The sequence below is a fragment of the Methanolobus psychrotolerans genome, assembly GCF_002243045.1.
In the GTDB taxonomy this organism is placed as follows: domain Archaea; phylum Halobacteriota; class Methanosarcinia; order Methanosarcinales; family Methanosarcinaceae; genus Methanolobus; species Methanolobus psychrotolerans.
Genome location: NZ_MBKP01000045.1, coordinates 38,865 through 59,749, shown reverse-complemented (window position 1 = coordinate 59,749; position 20,885 = coordinate 38,865). Strand labels below are relative to the sequence as shown.

General features: G+C 43.0%; 10 protein-coding genes and 1 pseudogene. 7 read left to right on the top strand and 4 right to left on the bottom strand.

Annotated elements, in window-relative coordinates:
* The 3 genes from BB781_RS12890 to BB781_RS12880 all read left to right on the top strand — a co-directional run.
* Window positions 1-5,729 (top strand): putative Ig domain-containing protein (locus BB781_RS12890; RefSeq protein ID WP_129582714.1); only part of this gene is annotated, 5,729 nt, incomplete at its 5' end.
* 103 nt (window positions 5,730-5,832) lie between these two features.
* Window positions 5,833-7,926 (top strand): acetate--CoA ligase family protein, encoded by a 2,094-nt coding sequence (locus BB781_RS12885; protein WP_094228889.1) that lies wholly within the window; start codon window positions 5,833-5,835, stop codon window positions 7,924-7,926.
* A gap of 28 nt (window positions 7,927-7,954) precedes the next feature.
* On the top strand, window positions 7,955-9,034 hold the full coding sequence (locus BB781_RS12880) for a phosphotransacetylase family protein (RefSeq protein ID WP_094228888.1): 1,080 nt from the start codon (window positions 7,955-7,957) through the stop codon (window positions 9,032-9,034).
* A 36-nt stretch (window positions 9,035-9,070) separates the two neighbouring features.
* Here the strand turns inward: BB781_RS12880 and acs are convergent, their stop codons facing one another.
* Together acs and BB781_RS12870 are read right to left on the bottom strand one after the other, a co-directional pair.
* Entirely contained in the window at window positions 9,071-11,017 is a 1,947-nt protein-coding gene (gene acs, locus BB781_RS12875) for an acetate--CoA ligase (protein WP_094228887.1), read from the bottom strand.
* A 126-nt stretch (window positions 11,018-11,143) separates the two neighbouring features.
* Window positions 11,144-11,707 carry a flavodoxin family protein gene (locus BB781_RS12870; protein ID WP_094228886.1) on the bottom strand — a complete coding sequence of 188 codons (564 nt, stop codon included), beginning with the start codon at window positions 11,705-11,707 and terminating at the stop codon, window positions 11,144-11,146.
* Between the two features lie 184 nt (window positions 11,708-11,891).
* Here BB781_RS12870 and BB781_RS12865 point away from each other — a divergent pair, with 184 nt between their 5' ends.
* On the top strand, window positions 11,892-13,124 hold the full coding sequence (locus tag BB781_RS12865) for a phosphoglycerate kinase (RefSeq protein WP_394335342.1): 1,233 nt from the start codon (window positions 11,892-11,894) through the stop codon (window positions 13,122-13,124).
* A 38-nt stretch (window positions 13,125-13,162) separates the two neighbouring features.
* Complete coding sequence (locus BB781_RS12860) at window positions 13,163-13,798, top strand: TIGR00296 family protein (RefSeq protein WP_394335341.1); 636 nt, start codon at window positions 13,163-13,165, stop codon at window positions 13,796-13,798.
* A gap of 47 nt (window positions 13,799-13,845) precedes the next feature.
* Here the strand turns inward: BB781_RS12860 and BB781_RS12855 are convergent, their stop codons facing one another.
* Both BB781_RS12855 and BB781_RS12850 read right to left on the bottom strand, forming a co-directional pair.
* Complete coding sequence (locus tag BB781_RS12855; protein ID WP_094228884.1) at window positions 13,846-14,274, bottom strand: nucleoside 2-deoxyribosyltransferase; 429 nt, start codon at window positions 14,272-14,274, stop codon at window positions 13,846-13,848.
* A gap of 828 nt (window positions 14,275-15,102) precedes the next feature.
* Window positions 15,103-15,782: pseudogene (locus BB781_RS12850) on the bottom strand (IS1 family transposase).
* Window positions 15,783-15,932: 150 nt separating this feature from the next.
* Here BB781_RS12850 and BB781_RS12845 point away from each other — a divergent pair.
* Together BB781_RS12845 and BB781_RS12840 are read left to right on the top strand one after the other, a co-directional pair.
* Entirely contained in the window at window positions 15,933-17,117 is a 1,185-nt protein-coding gene (locus BB781_RS12845) for a PQQ-dependent sugar dehydrogenase (protein ID WP_094228883.1), read from the top strand.
* Window positions 17,118-17,394: 277 nt separating this feature from the next.
* Window positions 17,395-20,778, top strand: a complete 3,384-nt coding sequence (locus BB781_RS12840) for a PAS domain S-box protein (protein ID WP_094228882.1) — start codon at window positions 17,395-17,397, stop codon at window positions 20,776-20,778.
* The last annotated feature ends 107 nt before the right edge of the window (window positions 20,779-20,885 follow it).

The following is a 20,885-nucleotide window of genomic DNA, read 5'->3' as shown; positions in this document are numbered from 1 at the left end:
CTGACATTGATGACGTAACCTACTCTGCCAACGATCTTCCTGTCGGAGCTAGCCTTGATGCCAGCACTGGCGAGTTCACATGGACTCCTGATTATAATGATTCTGGCGTTCATGTTGTCGATTTCATTGCATCTTCTAATGGCCTTACCGATTCTGAGACCATTACAATTACTGTTAACAATGTTGACCGAGCACCAATACTTGATCCCGTAGGTAACAAGGAAGTTAATGAGACTGAGCTTCTTAGCTTCACCATCTCAGCAACTGATCCTGAAGATGATGACGTAACCTACTCTGCCAACGATCTTCCTGTCGGAGCTAGCCTTGATGCCAGCACTGGCGAGTTCACATGGACTCCTGATTATAATGATTCTGGCGTTCATGTTGTCGATTTCATTGCATCTTCTAATGGCCTTATCGATTCTGAGACCATTACAATTACTGTTAACAATGTTGACCGAGCACCAATACTTGATCCCATAGGTAACAAGGAAGTTGATGAGACTGAACTTCTTAGCTTCACCATCTCAGCAACTGATCCTGAAGATGATGACGTAACCTACTCTGCCAACGATCTTCCTGTCGGAGCTAGCCTTGATGCCAGCACTGGCGAGTTCACATGGACTCCTGATTATAATGATTCTGGTGTTCATGTTGTCGATTTCATTGCATCTTCTAATGGCCTTACCGACTCTGAGTCCATTACAATTACCGTTGCTGATGTGAACAGGCCCCCCATCATAGAACCAATACCCGACAAATTGGTAAATGAGAAGGAAGAATTGATCATACATCTAAATGCAACAGATGATGATGGTGACGATCTTTATTACAGTAAGAATGTAGGATTTGGAACCCTGGATGATAATGTATTTAGCTGGACCCCTGATTATAATGAGAGTGGCCTGTATGATGTGGATTTCACAGTATCGGATGGTCATGTTTCATCCATAGAAAGCGTAAGGATAGCTGTTGGAAAAACGAATCGCCCCCCGGTTCTTGATCAAATTGGCGGGAAATCTGTAAATGAGGCTGAAACCCTTTCCTTCTCCATAACCGCATCAGACCCTAACCCAGGCGACGTTCTTAGTTATTATGCTTCAGGTCTTCCTCCTGGAGCATCATTCGATCCAGTTACGTGTACCTTCCAATGGTTGCCTTCTTATGAGCAATCAGGTAGTTATAACGTCCTTTTTGAAGTAAGCGACGGTATATACAAAGATACTGAACTTATAACCATTGTTGTCAATAATGTGAATCGTCCTCCTGTTCTTTCCCCGATTGATGATAAAATAGTAAACGAAGGCTATGAATTACGTTTCACCATAGCTGGTACTGATCCTGATCAGACAACCCTCAGTTATTATGCCACAGGTCTGCCTTCAGGTTCCAGTTTCAATGGAGTTACCCGGGAATTTATCTGGATTCCTACTTATGAGGATTCAGGAACCTACAATGTTACTTTTAACGTCAGCGATGGCTCACTTTCGGATTCACAGACCATTTCAATTAGTGTAGTCCATGTAAACCGACCACCTGAACTCAATACCATCGGCAACAAAGCAGTTGATCCAGGTTCAGAACTCATGTTTGTGATATCCGGCAATGATCCCGATTCTGACCTGCTTACCTACTCAGCTACAGGTGTTCCGGTTGGTGCAAAGTTCAATGCAAACACCCGTGAATTTACATGGACTCCGGATTATGCTGACTACGGGACCTATAATGTAATTTTCACTATTGGTGATGGCTCACTTTCAGATTCTGAGACAGTCTTGATAAATGTAGGGTACATTAACCGTGCTCCTGTTCTTGAGCCAATTGGTGATAAATCAGTGGATGAAGGTTCTGAACTTCGTTTCACTATCTCAGGTAGTGATCCGGATTCTGATACTCTCACGTACTCTGCCACAAATCTGCCACCAGGCGCAAGTTTTGATGTCGGTGCCCGCGAGTTTGTCTGGACTCCCGGCTATGAAGCCTCCGGCATCTACAGTGTGACTGTCAGTGTAAGTGATGGTTTCCTTTCAGACTCCGAGACCATTTCCATTTTTGTGGCCAATATCAATCGCCAACCCCTGTTGAACGATATCGGCAACAAAGCAGTCGATGAAGGATCTACCCTTCGTTTCACAATATCAGGCAGTGACCCGGATTCAGACCAGCTTAGTTATTCTATCAAATTTCTTCCTTCTGGGGCCAGTTTCAACGGAAATACCAAGGAATTTGACTGGACTCCAGATTATGACAGGGCCGGGACCTACAGTGTCACTTTCACCGTTAGCGATGGCTCACTTTCAGATATCGAGACCATTGTCATCACAGTAAAAAACGTTAACAGGGCTCCTGTACTGGATACAATTGGAAATAAGGCGGTCAATGAGAATTCAGAATTGTTATTTTCAATTTCCGGAAGCGATCCGGATTCAGACCAGCTTATCTACTCCGCCTCAAACTTGCCGGATGGTGCTATTTTCAACCAGAACACCAGGCAGTTCCGTTGGAAGCCAGATTATGATTCCTCAGGTGTCCATATTGTTTATTTCCATGTTAGCGACGGTAAGCTCTCTGATTCCGAGACTATAATTATCACTGTCAATAACGTCAACCGTGCTCCGATACTGGAATCTATTGGTAATAGGGCTGTCAATGAGGGTAATGAATTGTCTTTCACAGTTTCAGCCTCTGATCCAGATTCGGATCAATTGACATATACAGCTATCGGTCTTCCTGCCGGTTCAAACTTTAATGTGAATACCCGCAAATTCTTCTGGACACCCGGTTATGACGATGCCGGCACCTATATTGTCACCTTTAGAGTAAGTGATGGTTCACTCACAGATTCCGAGACTATCTCTATAAGTGTTGGCTCTGTTAACAGGGCCCCTGAAATTTATCCGATAGGTGATCGAACCGTTGATGAAGGCTCAATTCTGAGCTTCATAGTAAGCGCCAGTGATCCGGACCTTGATCAGCTTAGTTATTCTGCCACCGGCATGCCCGCAGGCTCCAGTTTTAATGCTAACACCCGGGAATTCACCTGGGCCCCGGGATATGATGATTCCGGCATTTTCAGTATTACCTTAACAGTAAGCGATGGCAGCCTGTCAGATTCTGAGACCATAAGTATAAACGTGGTGCATGTCAACCGTCCTCCGGTGCTGATGGTAATAGGCTCCCGTATCATCGATGAGAATGAAGCTCTCACAATTACCATGATCGCAAGCGATGACGATGATGACACACTCTATTATTCAGTGTATGACCTGCCGGAAGGCTCACAAATAGACGAATCCGCTGGCGTATTTACCTGGACTCCTACTTATGAACAGACTGGCAGCTATCAGGTAAAATTCATAGTTTCGGACGGATTAGCGGAAGATACTGAAGATGTAAAGGTCACTGTGAATGACGTCAACCGGCCTCCGGTGTTTGACCTGCCTGCCCAGATCAATGTAGCTGAAAACACAGCTCTGTTTCTCCGTTTGAACGCTTCTGATCCGGATGGTGATTATCTCTCATACTCAACGGGTGTTTCCTTTGGTTCATTGCAGGGAGATGTCTTTACATGGACCCCGGGTTATGAGGATGAAGGTATCTACACGGTACTCTTCACGGTAGATGATGGTGAATTTGAGATTAGTAAAACGTCGATCATCAATGTCACAAACTCGAATTCAGCACCCGTGCTTTACTCCATTTCAGATACACTTGTCAATGAACTTGAAACGGTAATAATTGAACTGGAGGCAGTAGATATTGATGGTGATGAACTGATATTTTTCAAGGATGTTGACTACGGTAACCTTGATGACAAAGTTTTCACCTGGATCCCCGATATAAACGACAGTGGCTTCCATCGGATCACCTTCACGGTATCTGATGGTGAGCTTAGTGACTCAAAAATTGCTACCATTGCGGTTGGTAATACCAATATCCCACCGGTCATAATGCCTATGAAGACCCAACATGTACGGGAAAATGAGGCCATAACATTCATTGTGAATGCTTCTGATCGGGATAATGAACCACTGACGTATAATGCGTCCGGACTTCCACTGGGATCACATCTTGAAAGTACCACTGGTATTTTCACTTGGACTCCCACATATGATCAGTCAGGTACATATACGGTCGAGTTCAGGGTCTCTGATAAGATATACACCGCAATAGATACTGTTATCATTAATGTGGAAAATGTAAATCGTGCACCGGTATTCGATAGTATTCCCATACATGCTGTAAATGAGACAGAGACATTGAGAATAAATCTAAGTGCAGCAGATCAGGATGGCGACTGGGTTTCTTTCTCGACCACATTCGGTTCTGGAAAGGTCACAGGTAATGTATTCACCTGGACTCCGGGTTATTATGACAGTGGTGACTATTATATTGAGTTCAATGTTACCGATGGCTCCCTCACAGACACCACTACGGTTCATGTGAAGGTAGCCCAGACCAATATGCCTCCCGAGATTGAAGCAATAGGTTCCTATTCTCTGTATGAGAATGAGACTCTGCAGTTCTTTGTAAATGCAACGGACGGCGATAATGACTCACTGGCCTACTCTGCCCTTGGAGTGCCAAAAGGTGCCTCTTTTGATCCTTCTACAAGACAGTTCACATGGAAACCGGATTACACTCAGTCAGGTACATATTCTATAGAATTCCGGGTAAGCGATGGGGAATTGAATGTATCAGAGGCAGTTTCTATAAGGGTATATAATGTAGACATGAGTCCAAATACCGATCTAAGCGGTTTCCCAACATCCGACAGTAGTAGTGGATCGGGTGGTGGTGCTTCAAGCGGAGCTGAAGATTACAATAATGTTGCCTTCAAGGATTACTCTATTAAATATGTGACAATGGGAAAGGATATTGTGTTCGAGTTTCCCAATGCGGATAATGACATTGAGTACGTGAAGTTCTCTCCACTAAAGGCAGCAGCTCAGGTAAAAGCAATAATTGAGATCCTGAAGGACCGTTCAACTCTTGTCAGCAGCAATCCTCCTGAAAATGTTTACCGGCATATCAATATATGGGTAGGTGATACCAAATTCAATTCAGGTGGCTATATATCATCGGCAGAGATTAGTTTTAAGGTCAAGAAAAAATGGCTTACTGAAAATAATGCAGATCCTTTGTCCACAAAGCTATACAGATATTCGGATGGTTCCTGGAAAGAGCTGCAAACTTCACGGATAGGATCAGATGTCAATTATTATTACTACAAGGCTCAGACGCCAGGATTCTCTCCGTTTGCAATCGTAAGCACAGGTAGTACCCCGGTTGCCGTGAGCACAGAAGTATCTACGAGCACTGCAGCTGAACGTTTAAAATTCAGTTCTGACAGTGAATCAACATTGAATTCGATAAACACTGATCCCGATGCATTTGCACGGAATGCAGCTTTGCAGCCCTCTCCGGCAGAACCGTTCAATGCCACTATCTTCTTTATAGGTATTATCGGGATTCTTGCAATTGGTTCTGTGCTGGGTTACAGATCAAGACATGAATCTGTAGTACTTTCCAGATATTATAATATCACAAATGTGTTTTTAGTCGGTATTAAAAATGCAGCGGAGTGGGTAAAATATAAGTTTAGCTCAGACTCAATACATAAGGATTATGCAGTTCTCTCTGAAAAATGGCAAGAGGTCAAAACAGCTGATTACAGGTCAATCTATGAAAAGAAAGTTGCTGAGATAAAGGAAAGGCAGAAATACTAAATTCAACAGTGAATTTTCACCATTTCCTGTTTTTCTATTTCCCTTAATTATATCTATTATTGGACAGTATTAATAAAAAGGGAAAAAATCTCAGGGAGAAATCATGCTGGAAAAAATGTTCAATCCGGATTCTGTAGCTGTGATCGGTGCTTCCAGAACAAAAGGCAAGGTGGGAAGGGCTGTACTTGAAAACCTGATGCAGAACCCCAAACTTAAGATCATACCTATAAATCCCAATGTTGATGAGATACTAGGACTTCCATGTTATCCTAATATTATGGATGTGCCGGAGGAATCCAAAGCTGATCTTGCAGTAATAGTGGTTCCGGCAAAGATGGTGCCTAACGCAATTAATGAATGTGGCAGGGCAGGTGTTGGGAATGTAATTGTAATATCTGCAGGTTTTAAAGAGGCTGGCATTGAAGGTGCACGCCTTGAGCGTGAATGCATTTCCGTCTGTGAGAAGTATGGCATAAATCTGATAGGTCCAAACTGCCTGGGCATTATTGACACTGCTTCCGGTCTGAACGCTTCTTTTGCAGCCAACATGGCTTATGAAGGAAACATTGCAATGATGTCCCAGTCCGGTGCGATATGTACTGTCACCCTTGACTGGGCGGAAAGGATAGGTGTCGGTTTTTCAAAGTTCATAAGTCTGGGCAACAAGGCAGTACTTGCAGAGAACGATTTTTTGCAGTTGTTCGAAAATGATCCTTCAACAGCAGTTATCGTAGCTTATCTTGAGGGTGTCAAGAATGGATCGGAATTCATAAAAATTGCACAGCGTGTGTCCCGCATAAAACCCATTATAATTGTCAAGTCAGGAAGAACTTCTGTTGGTTCCAGGGCGGTGTCTTCACATACCGGTACGCTGGCAGGTTCTGATGCTGCCTATAATGCCGCCTTTAAGCAGGGTGGTGTCATACGCGCAGATTCGCTGGAAGAGATGCTTGATTACAGCCGTGCCTTTTCCGTGTGTCCATTGCCGATGGGCAGGAATATTGCTATAATTACCAATGCTGGCGGGTTGGGTATCCTCACTGCTGATGCATGTTACAATGCAGGTCTCTCGATAGCTTCCTTTGAAGAGACCACAGTTGCACGTTTAAGGGAAAAACTGCCAGCTGCAGCTAACTTCTATGATCCGGTGGATGTCCTCGGAGATGCAGGTGCAGACCTGTATGAACATGCTCTGGATGTCGTTCTGGAAGATCTCAATGTCAATGGTGTCATTGTTCTTGTATCACCACAGGCAATGACAGATGTCCCGGGTATCGCCGAAAAGGTGGCAGAGAAGATAAAACAGTCGAAAAAACCCATACTTTGTAACTTTGCAGGTGGCAGCAGGATAGCCGCAGGTGAGGAAGTTCTCAACAGATATGGCATTCCCAATTACTCATCTTCCGAAAGGGCAGTTGCAAGTATGAATGCCCTATGTAATTATCATACTATAAAGAACCGAGAGCAAGAGCTACCGGATATGTTAAGTCACAACATCGGTTCTGCCCGCTTGTTCATAGACAATGCTTCATTAGAAAAGAGAAGGACACACGGTCTTGAGTCAATGGATATACTGAAAGCCTATGATATTCCGGTTGTGGACTCGAGAATTGCAAAAACTCTCCCGGAGGCAATAAATGCAGCAGATGATATGGGCTATCCGGTTGTCATGAAAATACTGTCTCCTGATATTTCACATAAAACCGACGTTGGGGGTATCCGCCTGAACCTTAAACATGCGGATGATGTAGAGCGTTCATATAATTCAATGATGTCTGATGTGAGGCATTACATGCCCGATGCTGTGATTACGGGTGTACAGCTCCAGAAGATGATAAGCGGAGGCAAAGAGGTGATCATAGGTATGGACAGGGATCCACAGTTTGGTCCTCTGTTAATGTTTGGCCTTGGCGGAACATATGTCGAATTCCTGAAGGATGTTTCGTTTGCAGTTGCTCCTATAAGTACGGCAGAGGCAAAGCACATGGTATCATCTATTAAGACGTATCCCCTGATAGCCGGGGTTAGGGGTGAGGTTGCATCAGATATTGATTCGATAATCCAGACCTTGCTTAAAGTCTCACAACTGGTCACGGATTTTCCGGAGATGCTGGAGTTTGAAATTAATCCTTTAATGGTCATGCCCGAAGGTCAGGGATGTGTTGCAATGGATATCAGGTTCACCCTGAAAAGTTAAATGAGTTTACTTATAAGGAAATGATAATATGGCTTCAATATTGATCAGTTCATCAGAAGAGTTCTCAGGTAAGAGTTCTATATGTATGGGTCTGGGGAAAATATTCCAGGCCAGCGGTCTGAAAGTAGGTTACATGAAACCCGTGGGGAACCTCCTTATCGATGTCCACGGCTCTCTCACGGATGAGGATTCCGAAGGTATCAGGAAACTGCTTGGAATAGATGATCCGGCCAAGTACATAACTCCTATTCATCTCACAGACAGCCTCATAGATGATGCTCTCAAAGGTGTGGAAAAGGACCTTGATGAGCGGCTTACTGAGGCTTATTCGATAATATCAAAGGATAAGGACATTGTCTTTATAGAAGGTACAGGGGGCATTGGCGGAGGTTCCATGTATGGTCTTTCTGATCCCGAAATAACCTCCAAACTTGGAACTAAAATACTTCTGGTGACACGCTTTGATTCCATTTCTGCAGTCGACCGAATATTGTGTGACATACGTATCATCGGAAACAACGATATGCTCACAGGCCTCATACTCAATGAAGTTCCGATCAGTATGATGGATAGAGTGTCCGAACTTGTGGTTCCTTTCCTTGAAAAAAAGGGTATAAAGGTCTTTGGCATCATCCCTGAAGATGATACCCTGCGTTCTGTCTTTATTTCTGAGATCGTTGAGGACCTTCGTGCAGAGGTTCTGGTGTCACCGGACAAACTTGACCAACTTGTGGAACACTATCTGGTGGGTGCGATGGAAGTCGGTTCTGCGATAAAGTACTTCAGGCGTCAGCCCAACAGTGCTGTAATTACCGGTGGTGACAGGGCAGACATACAGATGGCTGCCATCGACTCAAGGGTCAAATGTCTCATACTCACAGGTAACATGCGTCCAAGTGGTGCTGTCCTTGCAAGTGCCGAGGAAGCAGAGATACCTGTAATCCTTGTACGTGGTGATACTATGAATACCATTGAGAGAATGGAACACCTGATTGGGCATGCAAATATTAAACAGCAGGTCAAGTTGGACAGGGTTATCGAACTTATAAAAAATCATCTTGATATTCCCTCAATTGCTGAAAATATCGGTGTTAAGCTGAAAAGTTAAAATGAAAAGTTACAAGGAGATCTTCAAAATCTCCTTTCATGCCGATTCCAGCATCCTGGTTTTCTCTTTTAGCATTTCCACAACAGCAGGGTCCTGCAGTGTGCTTACATCCCCTGGGTCCTTTTCATTGGCAATAGCTTTGAGCACTCTTCTCATGATCTTGCCACTTCTTGTTTTTGGCAGGTCATCTGAGAATATTATCTGTCTGGGACGTGCAAAAGGACCTATGTTCTTCTCAGCATAGGCAGTGAGTTCTTTTTTAAGCTCATTGCTTTCCTCAATGCCTGATTTGAGGGTTACATAAGAGTATATAACTTCGCCTCTGAGCTCATCTTCTTTACCAACAACACCAGCTTCTGCAACCGAAGGATGCGATACAAGGATACTTTCAAATTCGGCACTTCCGATGCGATGTCCTGAAACCTTGATAACATCATCAACACGTCCTATTATCCAGAAATATCCATCTTCATCCTTTTTGGCCCCGTCACCAGCGAAGTAGGTCTTGTTGTCCCACTTGATCCAGTAGGTCTCTATGAAGCGTTCCTCATTTCCGAATACTGTACGGACCATACTTGGCCATGGATCCAGGATTGCCAGATAGCCATCCTGGCCTGGGGCTACTTCATTACCTTTATCATCCAGAACAGCAGCTTTTATACCAGGGATTGGTAGTGTGGCACTTCCTGGTTTTGTTGTTGTTATCCCAGGTAGTGGTGAGATCATTATCATTCCGGTCTCGGTTTGCCACCAGGTGTCAACAACTGGACACCTGCCCATCCCAATGTTTTCATGATACCACAACCATGCACCCGGATTGATAGGTTCTCCCACAGAACCGATGAGTCTGAGGGTGGATATGTCATGCATTTGAGGCCAGGATGCTCCCCATTTCATAAATGTTCTGATAGCCGTAGGTGCAGTGTAAAGTATCGTTACCTTATGTCTTTCGATTATGTCCCAGTATCTGTCCTTATCAGGATAATCCGGAGCACCTTCATATATTACGAGGGTGGTTCCATTGGACAGTGGTCCGTAGACCAGGTAGGAATGTCCGGTGATCCATCCACAGTCTGCAGTACACCAGTATATGTCCTCGTTCTTAAGGTCGAAAACGAACTTCGTTGTCGTTTGGGTTGTCACCATGTAACCACCGGTTGTGTGTACGATTCCCTTTGGTTTGCCTGTGGTGCCGCTGGTATACATCAAAAAGAGCATGTCTTCCGAGTCCATGACCTCCGGTTCACATGAACTGTCCGAATTCTCCATAGCTTCATGCCACCAGATGTCTCTTCCATCTTTCATGGTAATTTCATTTCCCATATGTCTGACAACTATGACCTGATCGATAAGCCCACAGGAACGGATGCCATCATCGACCTTGTTCTTTTGTTCTATGATTTTTCCCCTGCGTGAGTAGCCGTCACATGTTATTAGTACCCGGCTGTTTGCATTTCCTATGCGTGTGGCAAGCGAATCTCCTGAAAATGCCGCAAAAACAACACTATGCGGTGCTCCGATACGTGCACATGCAAGCATGGAGATGACAACTTCAGGTATCATGGGAAGATATATGGTTACGATATCGCCTTTTTTGACTCCCATACCTTTAAGTACATTTGCAAAACGGCAAACCTCTTCAAGCAGTTCCTTATAAGTATAGTTGCGAATGTCACCGTTCTCTCCTTCCCATATAATAGCGGTCTTGTCAGCATGCTGATCAAGGTTCACGTCAAGGCAGTTGTAGCAGGCATTGAGTTTACCCCCGATGAACCATTTAGAATGAGGTGGTTCCCATTCCAGTACCCTGTCCCATTTTCGGTACCATTCAATTCCACCAGCGTTCTCTTCCCAGAAGCTTTCCGGGTCTTCTTCGGCTCTCCTGTATATATCAGGGTCGTTGACGATGGCATTCCTGACAAAATCTTCCGGTGGTCTGAATCCGGTTATGTCCTTTTGAGATTGGTTTGCTTTTTCTCCCATAATAGCACCCACATAAAGGAAAAATGTCTCTTAAACAGAATTGTACCAATTTGTTTATATGGTTTATCATAGGGTAGAAAAAAGAAAGGGCTTTAAAACCCTAAAAGAAGGCTGAAAAATAGTAATTTATCTCTTCATTAGTTCAAGGACATCACAAACCTTGTTTATGGTATCAACTGCGGTCTTCATGCCTTCTTCATCTTCAGCAGCCGGTTTTTTGAGTATCCCTCCAAAGTGCCCGCCATCTCCGATCACTATCATTCCGTGTATGTGCATCCATTCATGTATTGACTGGATAGTTTTCTCCTGCCCTCCGTTCCTTGACCCGCCAATAGCCATGGCAGCGCCCACCTTGTTGCTAAGTTTGAAGCCATGCCTTCTATGTACGACACTCCTGTCACAAAGAGCTTTTAGCTGGGCTGTCATGGTTCCGAAATAAACAGGTGATGAAACTACAATTGCATCAGCATCTACCAGTTTATCATACACTGGTTGCATATCGTCATCTATAGGGCATCTCTTTCCTGTTGCACAAACCCCGCATGCAATGCATGGCGCGATTTTGGATGAGGATATGAATACAGTATCAGTTTCAAAACCTCTCTCATTTGCGATATCCATTACTTTCCCTATTAACATGTCATTGTTCCCGCCGGCTTTAGGGCTTCCTGATATTCCAAGTATTTTCATATGATCACCCTTGTGAAATAGGGACCAATAGATATTAGTTTTTGGTGAGGTAGTTCACGGAAAAGGTATAATAAGATTAGTTCGTTTAGACAAAAAAATTAAATTACAATTGCCTTTTATACTCTTACTAATAATTCTATATTGATCAATGGTCATTCAGGTTAAAAGAAGCGGTGATGGAATTTTGACTACCAGGGACTATCTTACGATTGATGATTTTGACGTGGACGGTAAAACCGTACTTGTGAGGGTGGATCTTAACACTCCTATGGATACTGAAGGCAATATTCTCGATGACATGAGGATAAAGAGCCATATACCTACTATAATGGATCTTGAAGATGCAAAGGTTGTACTGGTCGCTCACCAGAGCAGGGCAGGTAAAAAGGATTTTACGACCATGTTTCCTCATTCCCAGCGCATGTCCCAGTATCTTGGAAAAGAAGTGAAATATGTCGATGATATCTTTGGTACATATGCAAGATCTGCTATTTCCTCTATGGAGAAAGGTGACGTAATATTACTTGAGAATGTGAGGTTCTATTCTGAAGAAAGTATAGAACGACCTGCCAAGGACCACGCAACCACTCACATGATACGCAAACTTTTTCCGCTTATTGATATTTTTCTCAATGATGCATTTGCGGTTTCCCACAGAAGCCACCTTTCTATAATGGGTTTTACTGAGATCCTGCCAACAGGTGCCGGAAGGGTCATGGAGAAAGAAATCAGTTCACTTGATAGGGGCATCAAAGGCGGTGCAAGGCCTTGCATCTTTGTTCTTGGAGGTGTAAAGGTTGATGACTCCCTCAAAGTTGCGGAAAACGTCCTGACCAATGGCGGTGCTGACCGAGTGCTTGTTACTGGTGTTGTTGCAAATGTCATGCTTGCAGCGGCAGGCGTAGATATTGGAGAAGTGAATCTTGATTTTATCGAGTCACAGGGTTATACGAACCAGATAGAAAAGGGAAAACAGGTTCTTGAGAAGTTTGAAGGGAAAATTGGTCTTCCTCAGGATGTTGCTTTTAATGATGGCGGGAAAAGGGTTGAAGTTCACGTGAGTGAACTGCCGGATGGAAACCTGCCAATAAACGATATTGGTCTTGAGACTATTGTTACTTTTTCCGAAGAGATCAAGAATGCAAAGACTGTTGTCCTGAATGGTCCGGCAGGTCTTTCTGAGATGGAACCGTTTGCACTTGGTACACATGAGATAATCAAGGCAGCTGTCAATTCCGAGTACTCGATCGCAGGTGGTGGACATATCTCTGCGGAGGTCCGAAACCTTGGTTATGAAGACAAATTCTCACATTTAAGCACAGGTGGTGGCGCATGTATCGATTATCTTGCAGGCGAAGTTCTGCCGGGAATCGAAGCCCTGAGGGCTGCAGCCACACGATACAATCTTAACAGATGAGATACTAAATTCCTGTAAGGATAACAGGAGCGTTGTTCATGAGTGAAGGAGTAAAATTGCTTTCAGGTGCCGAAGGTCAGTCAGCTGTTCAGCTTGCCAGAGATGCTATTGAAACTTATCTTAGGACCGGGGAGATGATGGATGGTTCAGAGATCCAGCTTCCCGGGATATTTGATGAGGTAAGAGGTGTCTTTGTTACACTTACAAAAAACGGAGACCTGCGTGGCTGTATCGGTCATCCTTATGCCGATTTCCGGCTCAGGTACTCAATCACTGATTCTGCTCTCTCCGCCGCCCTGCGGGATCCCAGATTCCCTCCCGTGCGTGTTGATGAGATGAGTTGTATAAAAGTAGAGGTGACCATTCTTACCAAACCAGAACTGGTCGATGTTCCGCCAAAAGATCTCCCATCATTGATAAAGATAGGAAGGCACGGACTCATAGTCAAGAGTGGTTACAGGCAGGGCCTGCTTTTACCACAGGTGGCACCTGAAAATGATTTAGATGAAATAGAGTTTCTCAATCACACATGCATGAAGGCAGGTCTGCCCCACGATGCCTGGGTGACAGGTGCAGAAGTATACTTTTTTGAAGGGCAGATATTCTCTGAAAAAGAACCAAATGGGGAAGTCGTTGAAAAGGATTTCAACGATAAGGCATGTTCCGGGAAGTAATCCCTTCAATGCCTTTTGCCTTTTCTAATTCCCTGTTTCTTCTCAATTTAAAGATAGTTTTCAAGTAGTTTGAGAATACCTTCAATGTTTCTCTCAAGTGCATCTACCGACATCTCCATCATGAGATTGACAATACCTTCATCCCCGAATGTCCTGAAATCCGTTTTCAGTCCAATGACAGGCATCCCTTTCGCATAGGCGTATCCCATTTCCCAAGCAGTTCCCGAGTCCACATCGCTGCCACCATCCAGTACTGCCAGTACAATGTCAGATTCATCGAGTCCCCGGATATCGTTCTCAAAGATTATTCTTTGCCTGTCCTCAAGCCGGCTTGATTCAGTATCGTTCCCGTCCTCCTGAGGAAGGAACACAGAGAAACCCATTTCCGCCAGCATGTCTCTGAGAAGTACGTTAAAATCCCTCTCTGCCTGTGAAAAAAGCGGCCCAGCTAAATAGATCTGTTTTTTATCATCCATTATTATCCCGTCCTTTGATTAAGAGAAATGTATATTGTCAGTCTGCTTAATAATCGTGTTGTAAGCGGGGTGAAAATAATCTAAATATAAGACTCATCAAGGTGCCATATGATATCGATTTAAATTGCATGATGATGAAATGTAATTTATCAATTTCCGATAGGATTTATCGTGACCTCTAAAGTAAAAGTGCTACCTTTTCCAGGTTCACTATCGACACATATGTTGCCACCACGCAGAGTTACAAATTATTTTGTCAGTGCCGGGTCTATTCCCGTACCTCTGTGCTTCCAGGCAATAAAACTATCTATCTGTGAAATGGTTTGAATATATTAGTGAGATTCTGTTTCTCAATTCCAGTGTCAATTACAGAGATTTGAAGCATTTGGTTATGGGTTGATGTTTCAATTGTTATTGAATCGCCTTGTTGGTGAACTTTACAGCATTATCCAGAAGATTATGTATAATCGGGGTTAATTTTGTCTTCATCTGCATAGAATTTTTCAATGGATTCTGTTCTTTTAAAAGACATGTTAATGTTCCTTGTTTGAAGCCCTCTGAGTCATCAACTTCATAATTTCAGTGATTTTCAGTGATTAGTGTATTCAATAAAAGCATTTTGAGGGTAATTATATCCAGGTCCTCTATAATACTTTGAGAAATCAAGTATCTTGTTTACCAGTTCCAGAAGATTTTTTCTGCTATTATGGATATATTTGATGTAGGTACTTTGTGATTTGCTCAGATCTTCTGAATCCTGTTCCATCAAAACATCCGAAAATCAGATTACTGCTGTCAAAGGCGTTTTGAGTTCATGAAGAGATATTGTTAATTAAATATGGCTAACTCTTTATTTCTGTATTTCATCAAAATAAGGCCAGGGTACTTCAGCATTTCAATACTTTTCGTGTAACACTTTGACTTTCTTCTCCATCTTGCCAGAAATGCTTAACTATGTTATTGTATCCTTCTAATGTATATGTTTCAGCTTTAGATTGAGTACGAATAGCCTCTGGAAGAAACTCTGTATATCCCTCCAGTGACCGACCATGAATTCTTTAATCTCCTTCTCCTTTAATTTTCCCAGAGTTGTTGTCCAGTTTCTGTCCCTTTTCTACTAAAAGAGCAGTCGATGAATTTGTTCCCAACTCTATCAACAGCAATCCATATCCAGCAATATTATTTTTGTTACCCATATAAGTGTGCATCTCATCTAATTCAACAATATCTATCTCACTTTCGCTTTTTAGGGCCTCTACCTCGTGGCCAGATCCCTTAATCCAATTTTGAACAGAAACATGACATACTCTCAAAAATCTTCCAATTGAGCGAAATCCTAATCCTTCGAGATAGAGTTGCAAAGCTCGTCTTTTAACAAAAGTGGAACTAGCAGTTGATTTTACCTACACTGTCTAGTTCTATCCGCAATCATGGCATTTGTAACGTTGCAGTTCACTTATTTTACCATTCTTTTTGTGGTTGGAACTCTTACACCTGGGACAGTTCATACTGAAATATAGTCCCTCTTAATATAGGACTACACATGTTTACCAATGCCTTATGTATGTCCTCTCTAAAAAGGGTTCATCGATGAATGCTAAATCTTAATCACCAAACCCTTTTATCCTTCCCCCTCCAACAATTAGCAGGGGTTGCACATGTCAAGATTATCGATAGGTCTGAGAGTGTGGTGGATATTAGTCGTATTTATAGTCCTGATTCTTCTTGTGGTATTCGCATCGAATTATCTTGGGGTACGACCTACTGTAACGGGACCGGGAGTTGAGAATATAATTCTTCCCCCGGGTTTTGTCATTGATGTCTATGCCGCAGATCTTGGAAGTACCCTGCTTTCATTCGGTGGCCCGTCTCCCGGTCCCCGTATGATGATGATAAAAGACGGTCTTCTTTTTGTCACAATTCCCAACAAGGGACTTGTGGCTGCACTGCCGGACCTGGATGGGGATAATGTGGCGGATGAGGTACAGGTCTTTATCTCGGATCTGGATTATCCTCATGGGATCGACTATTATGACGGCTGGTTCTACATAGCAGAAGAGAGCAGGGTTATAAGGGTAAGGGATAATGATGGTGACGTTGTTGCGGACGAAGGCAGTATGGAAGTGATAATAGATAATCTTCCCACAGGCGGTCATTATACAAGGACTGTGAAGACCCACGATGGTGAACTTTACCTGAGCATGGGTTCTTCATGCAATGTCTGCTATGAATCCAATGCAAGAAGGGCTGCCATATCAAAGAGTGATCTTGATGGAAGCAATCTCACAGTATTTGCAAAAGGGCTTCGCAATTCAGTGGGACTGGCATTCCATCCGCTTACCGGGCAGTTATATGCCACCGAGAACGGGAGAGACTGGCTTGGTGATGACCTGCCGCCTGATGAGACCAATCTTATAAAAGAAGGCGGGGATTATGGCTGGCCGGATTGCTATGGCCAGAACATCTACGACACAGATTTCAATAATAATGAATACACTGGCAATCCATGTAACGATACAGGCAGGATACCGAGTTTTGTAAATCTTCAGGCACATTCGGCACCACTTGGGCTTACTTTCTATGATGGTGGTATGTTTCCTGAAGAATATCAGTGGGACATGTTTGTATGTTTCCACGGATCATGGAACCGGCAAGAGCCTACTGGTTACAAAATAGTCAACATTGATATGGATACCCGTACTGTTAATGATTTCGCAACTGGATGGCTCAGGGATGCGACGATCAGCGGCAGGCCAGTTGATGTGATTGTTGCGGATGATGGCTCACTTTTTGTAAGCGATGACAATTCTGGAAAAATATACCGGATATACTATACGGGTTAGCCGCTATCAAAGTAATTAATTAAGTATAAGAGTTTAATACTCTTATTATTAAGTATCTATTGAGTATCTATTGAGTATCTATTGAGTATCTATTGAGTATCTATTGAGTATCTATTGAGTATCTATTGAGTATCTATTGAGTATCTATTGAGTATCTATTGAGTATCTATTGAGTAGGATCGTTAGTAGGATTGTTACTCGCTCGTAATTATCACATATACGGGGTTATAATATCAGCATCCAGACAATCAAATCGGACATTGATTTTATAGGGGACATGACACAAGGGAGTTATTTTTCCCTGCTCTACAAGAGCACTGAAGAGTTTGTCGATATAGTAGCCTCTTTCTTTGATGCGGGTTTCAGGAACAACGAGTGTTGCATCTGGGGAGTTTCAGGACAGCTTGATACTAATGATGCGAAGACCTTGCTAAAAGAAGCTGGTCTGGATGTAGATACGTATCTTGAAAGCGGGCAGCTTATGCTTGCATCCTGCAATGAGTGTTATATTGCCGGAGAGGATGCTGTCTCTGAAATGGACCTTAAAAAATGGGAAGAAATGCATAGTATTGCAATAGCTGAAGGTTATGCAGGTCTGAGGATCGTCGATAAGTTCACCATTGTCGGAGAAGATGCCTGGCAACAGTTCGTTGAATACGAAAAAAAAGCCACAGAACTCATCAAAATGAAGGGTATAGTCGGGTTGTTCGCTTTTTTGCTAGAAGCTCGCACAAGGTCTGAGATACTTGAGATTATCGGCATGCACGATGGGACTATCATTAAGCAGAACGACAGGTGGACACTGCTCCAAAGTTCCTCCTCCTGTAAAACCATTCAAAAAGAGACCCATTTTCCCGATGATATGCTTGAGAATGTATGGACCGGCGTCTGGGCTGTGGATAAGCATGACAATATCGTTTACTTTAACAAAGGCATGGAATCCATTTCTGGTCTGTCAAAAGGTGACGTGTTCGGGAAAAAGCTTGTCAGTTTCATACCTCACCACGCCGGCGAGGGCGAATTAGCTTTTATTGATGTTTTTCAGATGGTAAAGGAGAGTCTTGAATCAAGAAGTTATGATATTTTCCCTTTCATCAAACCCGACGGCCAGTTCATATATCACAGCGGTTTTCTGCTTCCTCTGACAGATGATGAAGGCAATTATGGCGGTATGCTCGGGACCATTGGTAAGCTTGTGGAACAAAAGATCGACCATAAGACCATGCAAGATAAGTTCAAATCGATCCAAAAGCTGGAGGATATTTACCGAAAAAGTCCGGTTGTTGCTTTCCTCTGGATTTCTGAAGATGATTGGCCAGTAGTTTTTGTTTCCGAGAATATTTCTCAGTTCGGTTACAGTGCTGATGATCTGATATCTGGTGAAATAAAATATGGTGACATCATTCATCCGGATGATCTGAATTATGTCCGAACAGATGTTTCTCAGCTTGAAGTTCAGGGTAAGATGTTCTTTTCAAAAGAGTACCGTTTGATAACGAAATCAGGTGAAGTCAGATGGGTCACTGAGAGGTCGTATCTTATCAGGGATGAAAAAGGAAATCCTGCATATTATCAAGGTATTATAATTGACATAACCGAAAGGAAAAAGGCCGAAGAGGCCGCCCTTGAGTCTGAGATGAAATACCGCCTTATCTTTGAGAACTCTCCCCTGGGCCTTTTCCACTTCAATGAAAAAGGCATCATCACTCACTGCAATGAGAAGTTCCTGGAAATAATGCATCTCAGAAGGAAAGAGGATGTTATTGGCTTCAACATTATAGATTCCATCGTAGACATAAGAATGAAAGAGGCGGTAGATCAAGTCCTCTCAGGAAAGCAGGGTTATTTTGAAGGTAAATACCATACAGTTTTGAGTGATGTTACAATCATCATTAAGGCATATTTTAGTCCTAATATCTCAGCTGATGGAACTTTACATTGTGGTATAGGGGTATTTGAGGATATCTCGGAACGCAAAAAGACAGAAGAAGCCTTCTTTGAAGCTGAGAAGAAATACCGTCTTATCTTTGAGAATTCTCCCCTTGGAATATTCCATTTTAATGCTGAAGGCATTGTTACTCATTGCAACGAGAAATTCCTGCAGATAATAGGCCTGGAGAAAAAAGAAGACATCATCGGTTTTAACATGGTCCGAAGGATAAAGGATACGATGATGAAACAGGCGATTGAAGATGTTCTTTCCAGGAAAACAGGACATTTTGAAGGTAAATATCATACGGTTATCAGCGGAAAGGATGTCTACCTCAAGGCTGATTACAGTCCAAATGTTGCAGAAGATGGTACTTTCCTTGGTGGTATTGGTATTTTTGGGGATATATCGGTACGTAAAAAAGCGGAAGAGGCTTTGCGTCTTGATGAATCAAGACTTGAAGCACTTTTGAAGATCAACCAGCTGACTGACACTTCTCTTAAGGAGATTGCTGATTTTGTGCAGGAAGAAGCTGTCAGGCTTACTCAGAGTAAGATAGGTTATCTTGCTTTCCTAAATGAGGAAGGTACAGTTCTTACTGTGTATTCCTGGTCACAGAATATAATGAAGGAATGCAAGGTAAAGGGAATGAAGCTTGAATATCCTCTCGATAGCACCGGCTTGTGGGGTGAATCCATTAGGCAGAAAAAAGCTATCATAATCAATGATTTTGATGCTCCCAATCCAATGAAGCATGGTTATCCGGAAGGTCATATTCCTTTGAAACGCTACATGAATATCCCAATATTTGATGGCAAGAAAATAGTTGGTGCGGCAGGTGTTGGAAATAAAGAAGAAGAGTATAATAAATCTGATCTAAGGCAACTGACATTGTTCATGGAAGGCATGTGGAGACTTATACAACGTAAAAAAGCTGAGGATACGCTGCGGGAATATGCTGATGAGCTATCCAGGGTCAATGCCGAGCTATCAATGGCAAATGCCGAACTTTCCTTGGCCAACGAGGAATTGAAATCACTTGACAGGATGAAGGATGATTTCCTTTCCAATGTAAGCCATGAGTTTAAGACACCTCTTACCTCGATACAGGGATACAGCCAGTTGATAGCGGATGAGACTCTGGGTTCTGTTAACGAGCAGCAGAAAAAGGCGGAGGATACCGTTATAAGGAATTCAGAACGTCTACGCCGACTTGTGGATTCCTTGTTATATCTCAGCAGGGCACAGTCTGGAAAGCTGAATTATTCATTTGAGAACATAAATCTTGCAGATGTTATTGATAATTCGATTCAGGACCTTGCACTTCAGGCAGATGGGAAGGGTATCAAACTTGTGAGGGATATTCCCACAGATCTTCCCACTGTAACTGCTGACCGTGATAAGATGATGGATGTCTTTGTCAATCTGATAGACAATGCTATAAAATTCACACCGCAAGATGGAAAGGTCACTATTTCTGCACACGCCACAGAGGATTCCATGTATGTGACTGTGCAGGATACTGGCATCGGTATTCCTGCAGACAAGATCCCTAAACTTTTCGAACGCTTCTATCAGGTTGATTCGTCTGTGAGGAGACGATATGGGGGTACGGGTCTTGGTCTATACATCTGTAAAAAGATAATTGAGGATCACAAGGGTGATATCCATGTCACAAGTGAAGAGGGAAAAGGGACAACAATGCATATGCGTCTTCCTTTGCATCAGTAATCATTCAGTAGGCTGAATGTCGATGGCTATTTATTTGTAAGTCCTTTTAGTATAGATGTATAAATTAAGGTTGGATCATTACTCTGGATCGTATCTTTGATCAGGCA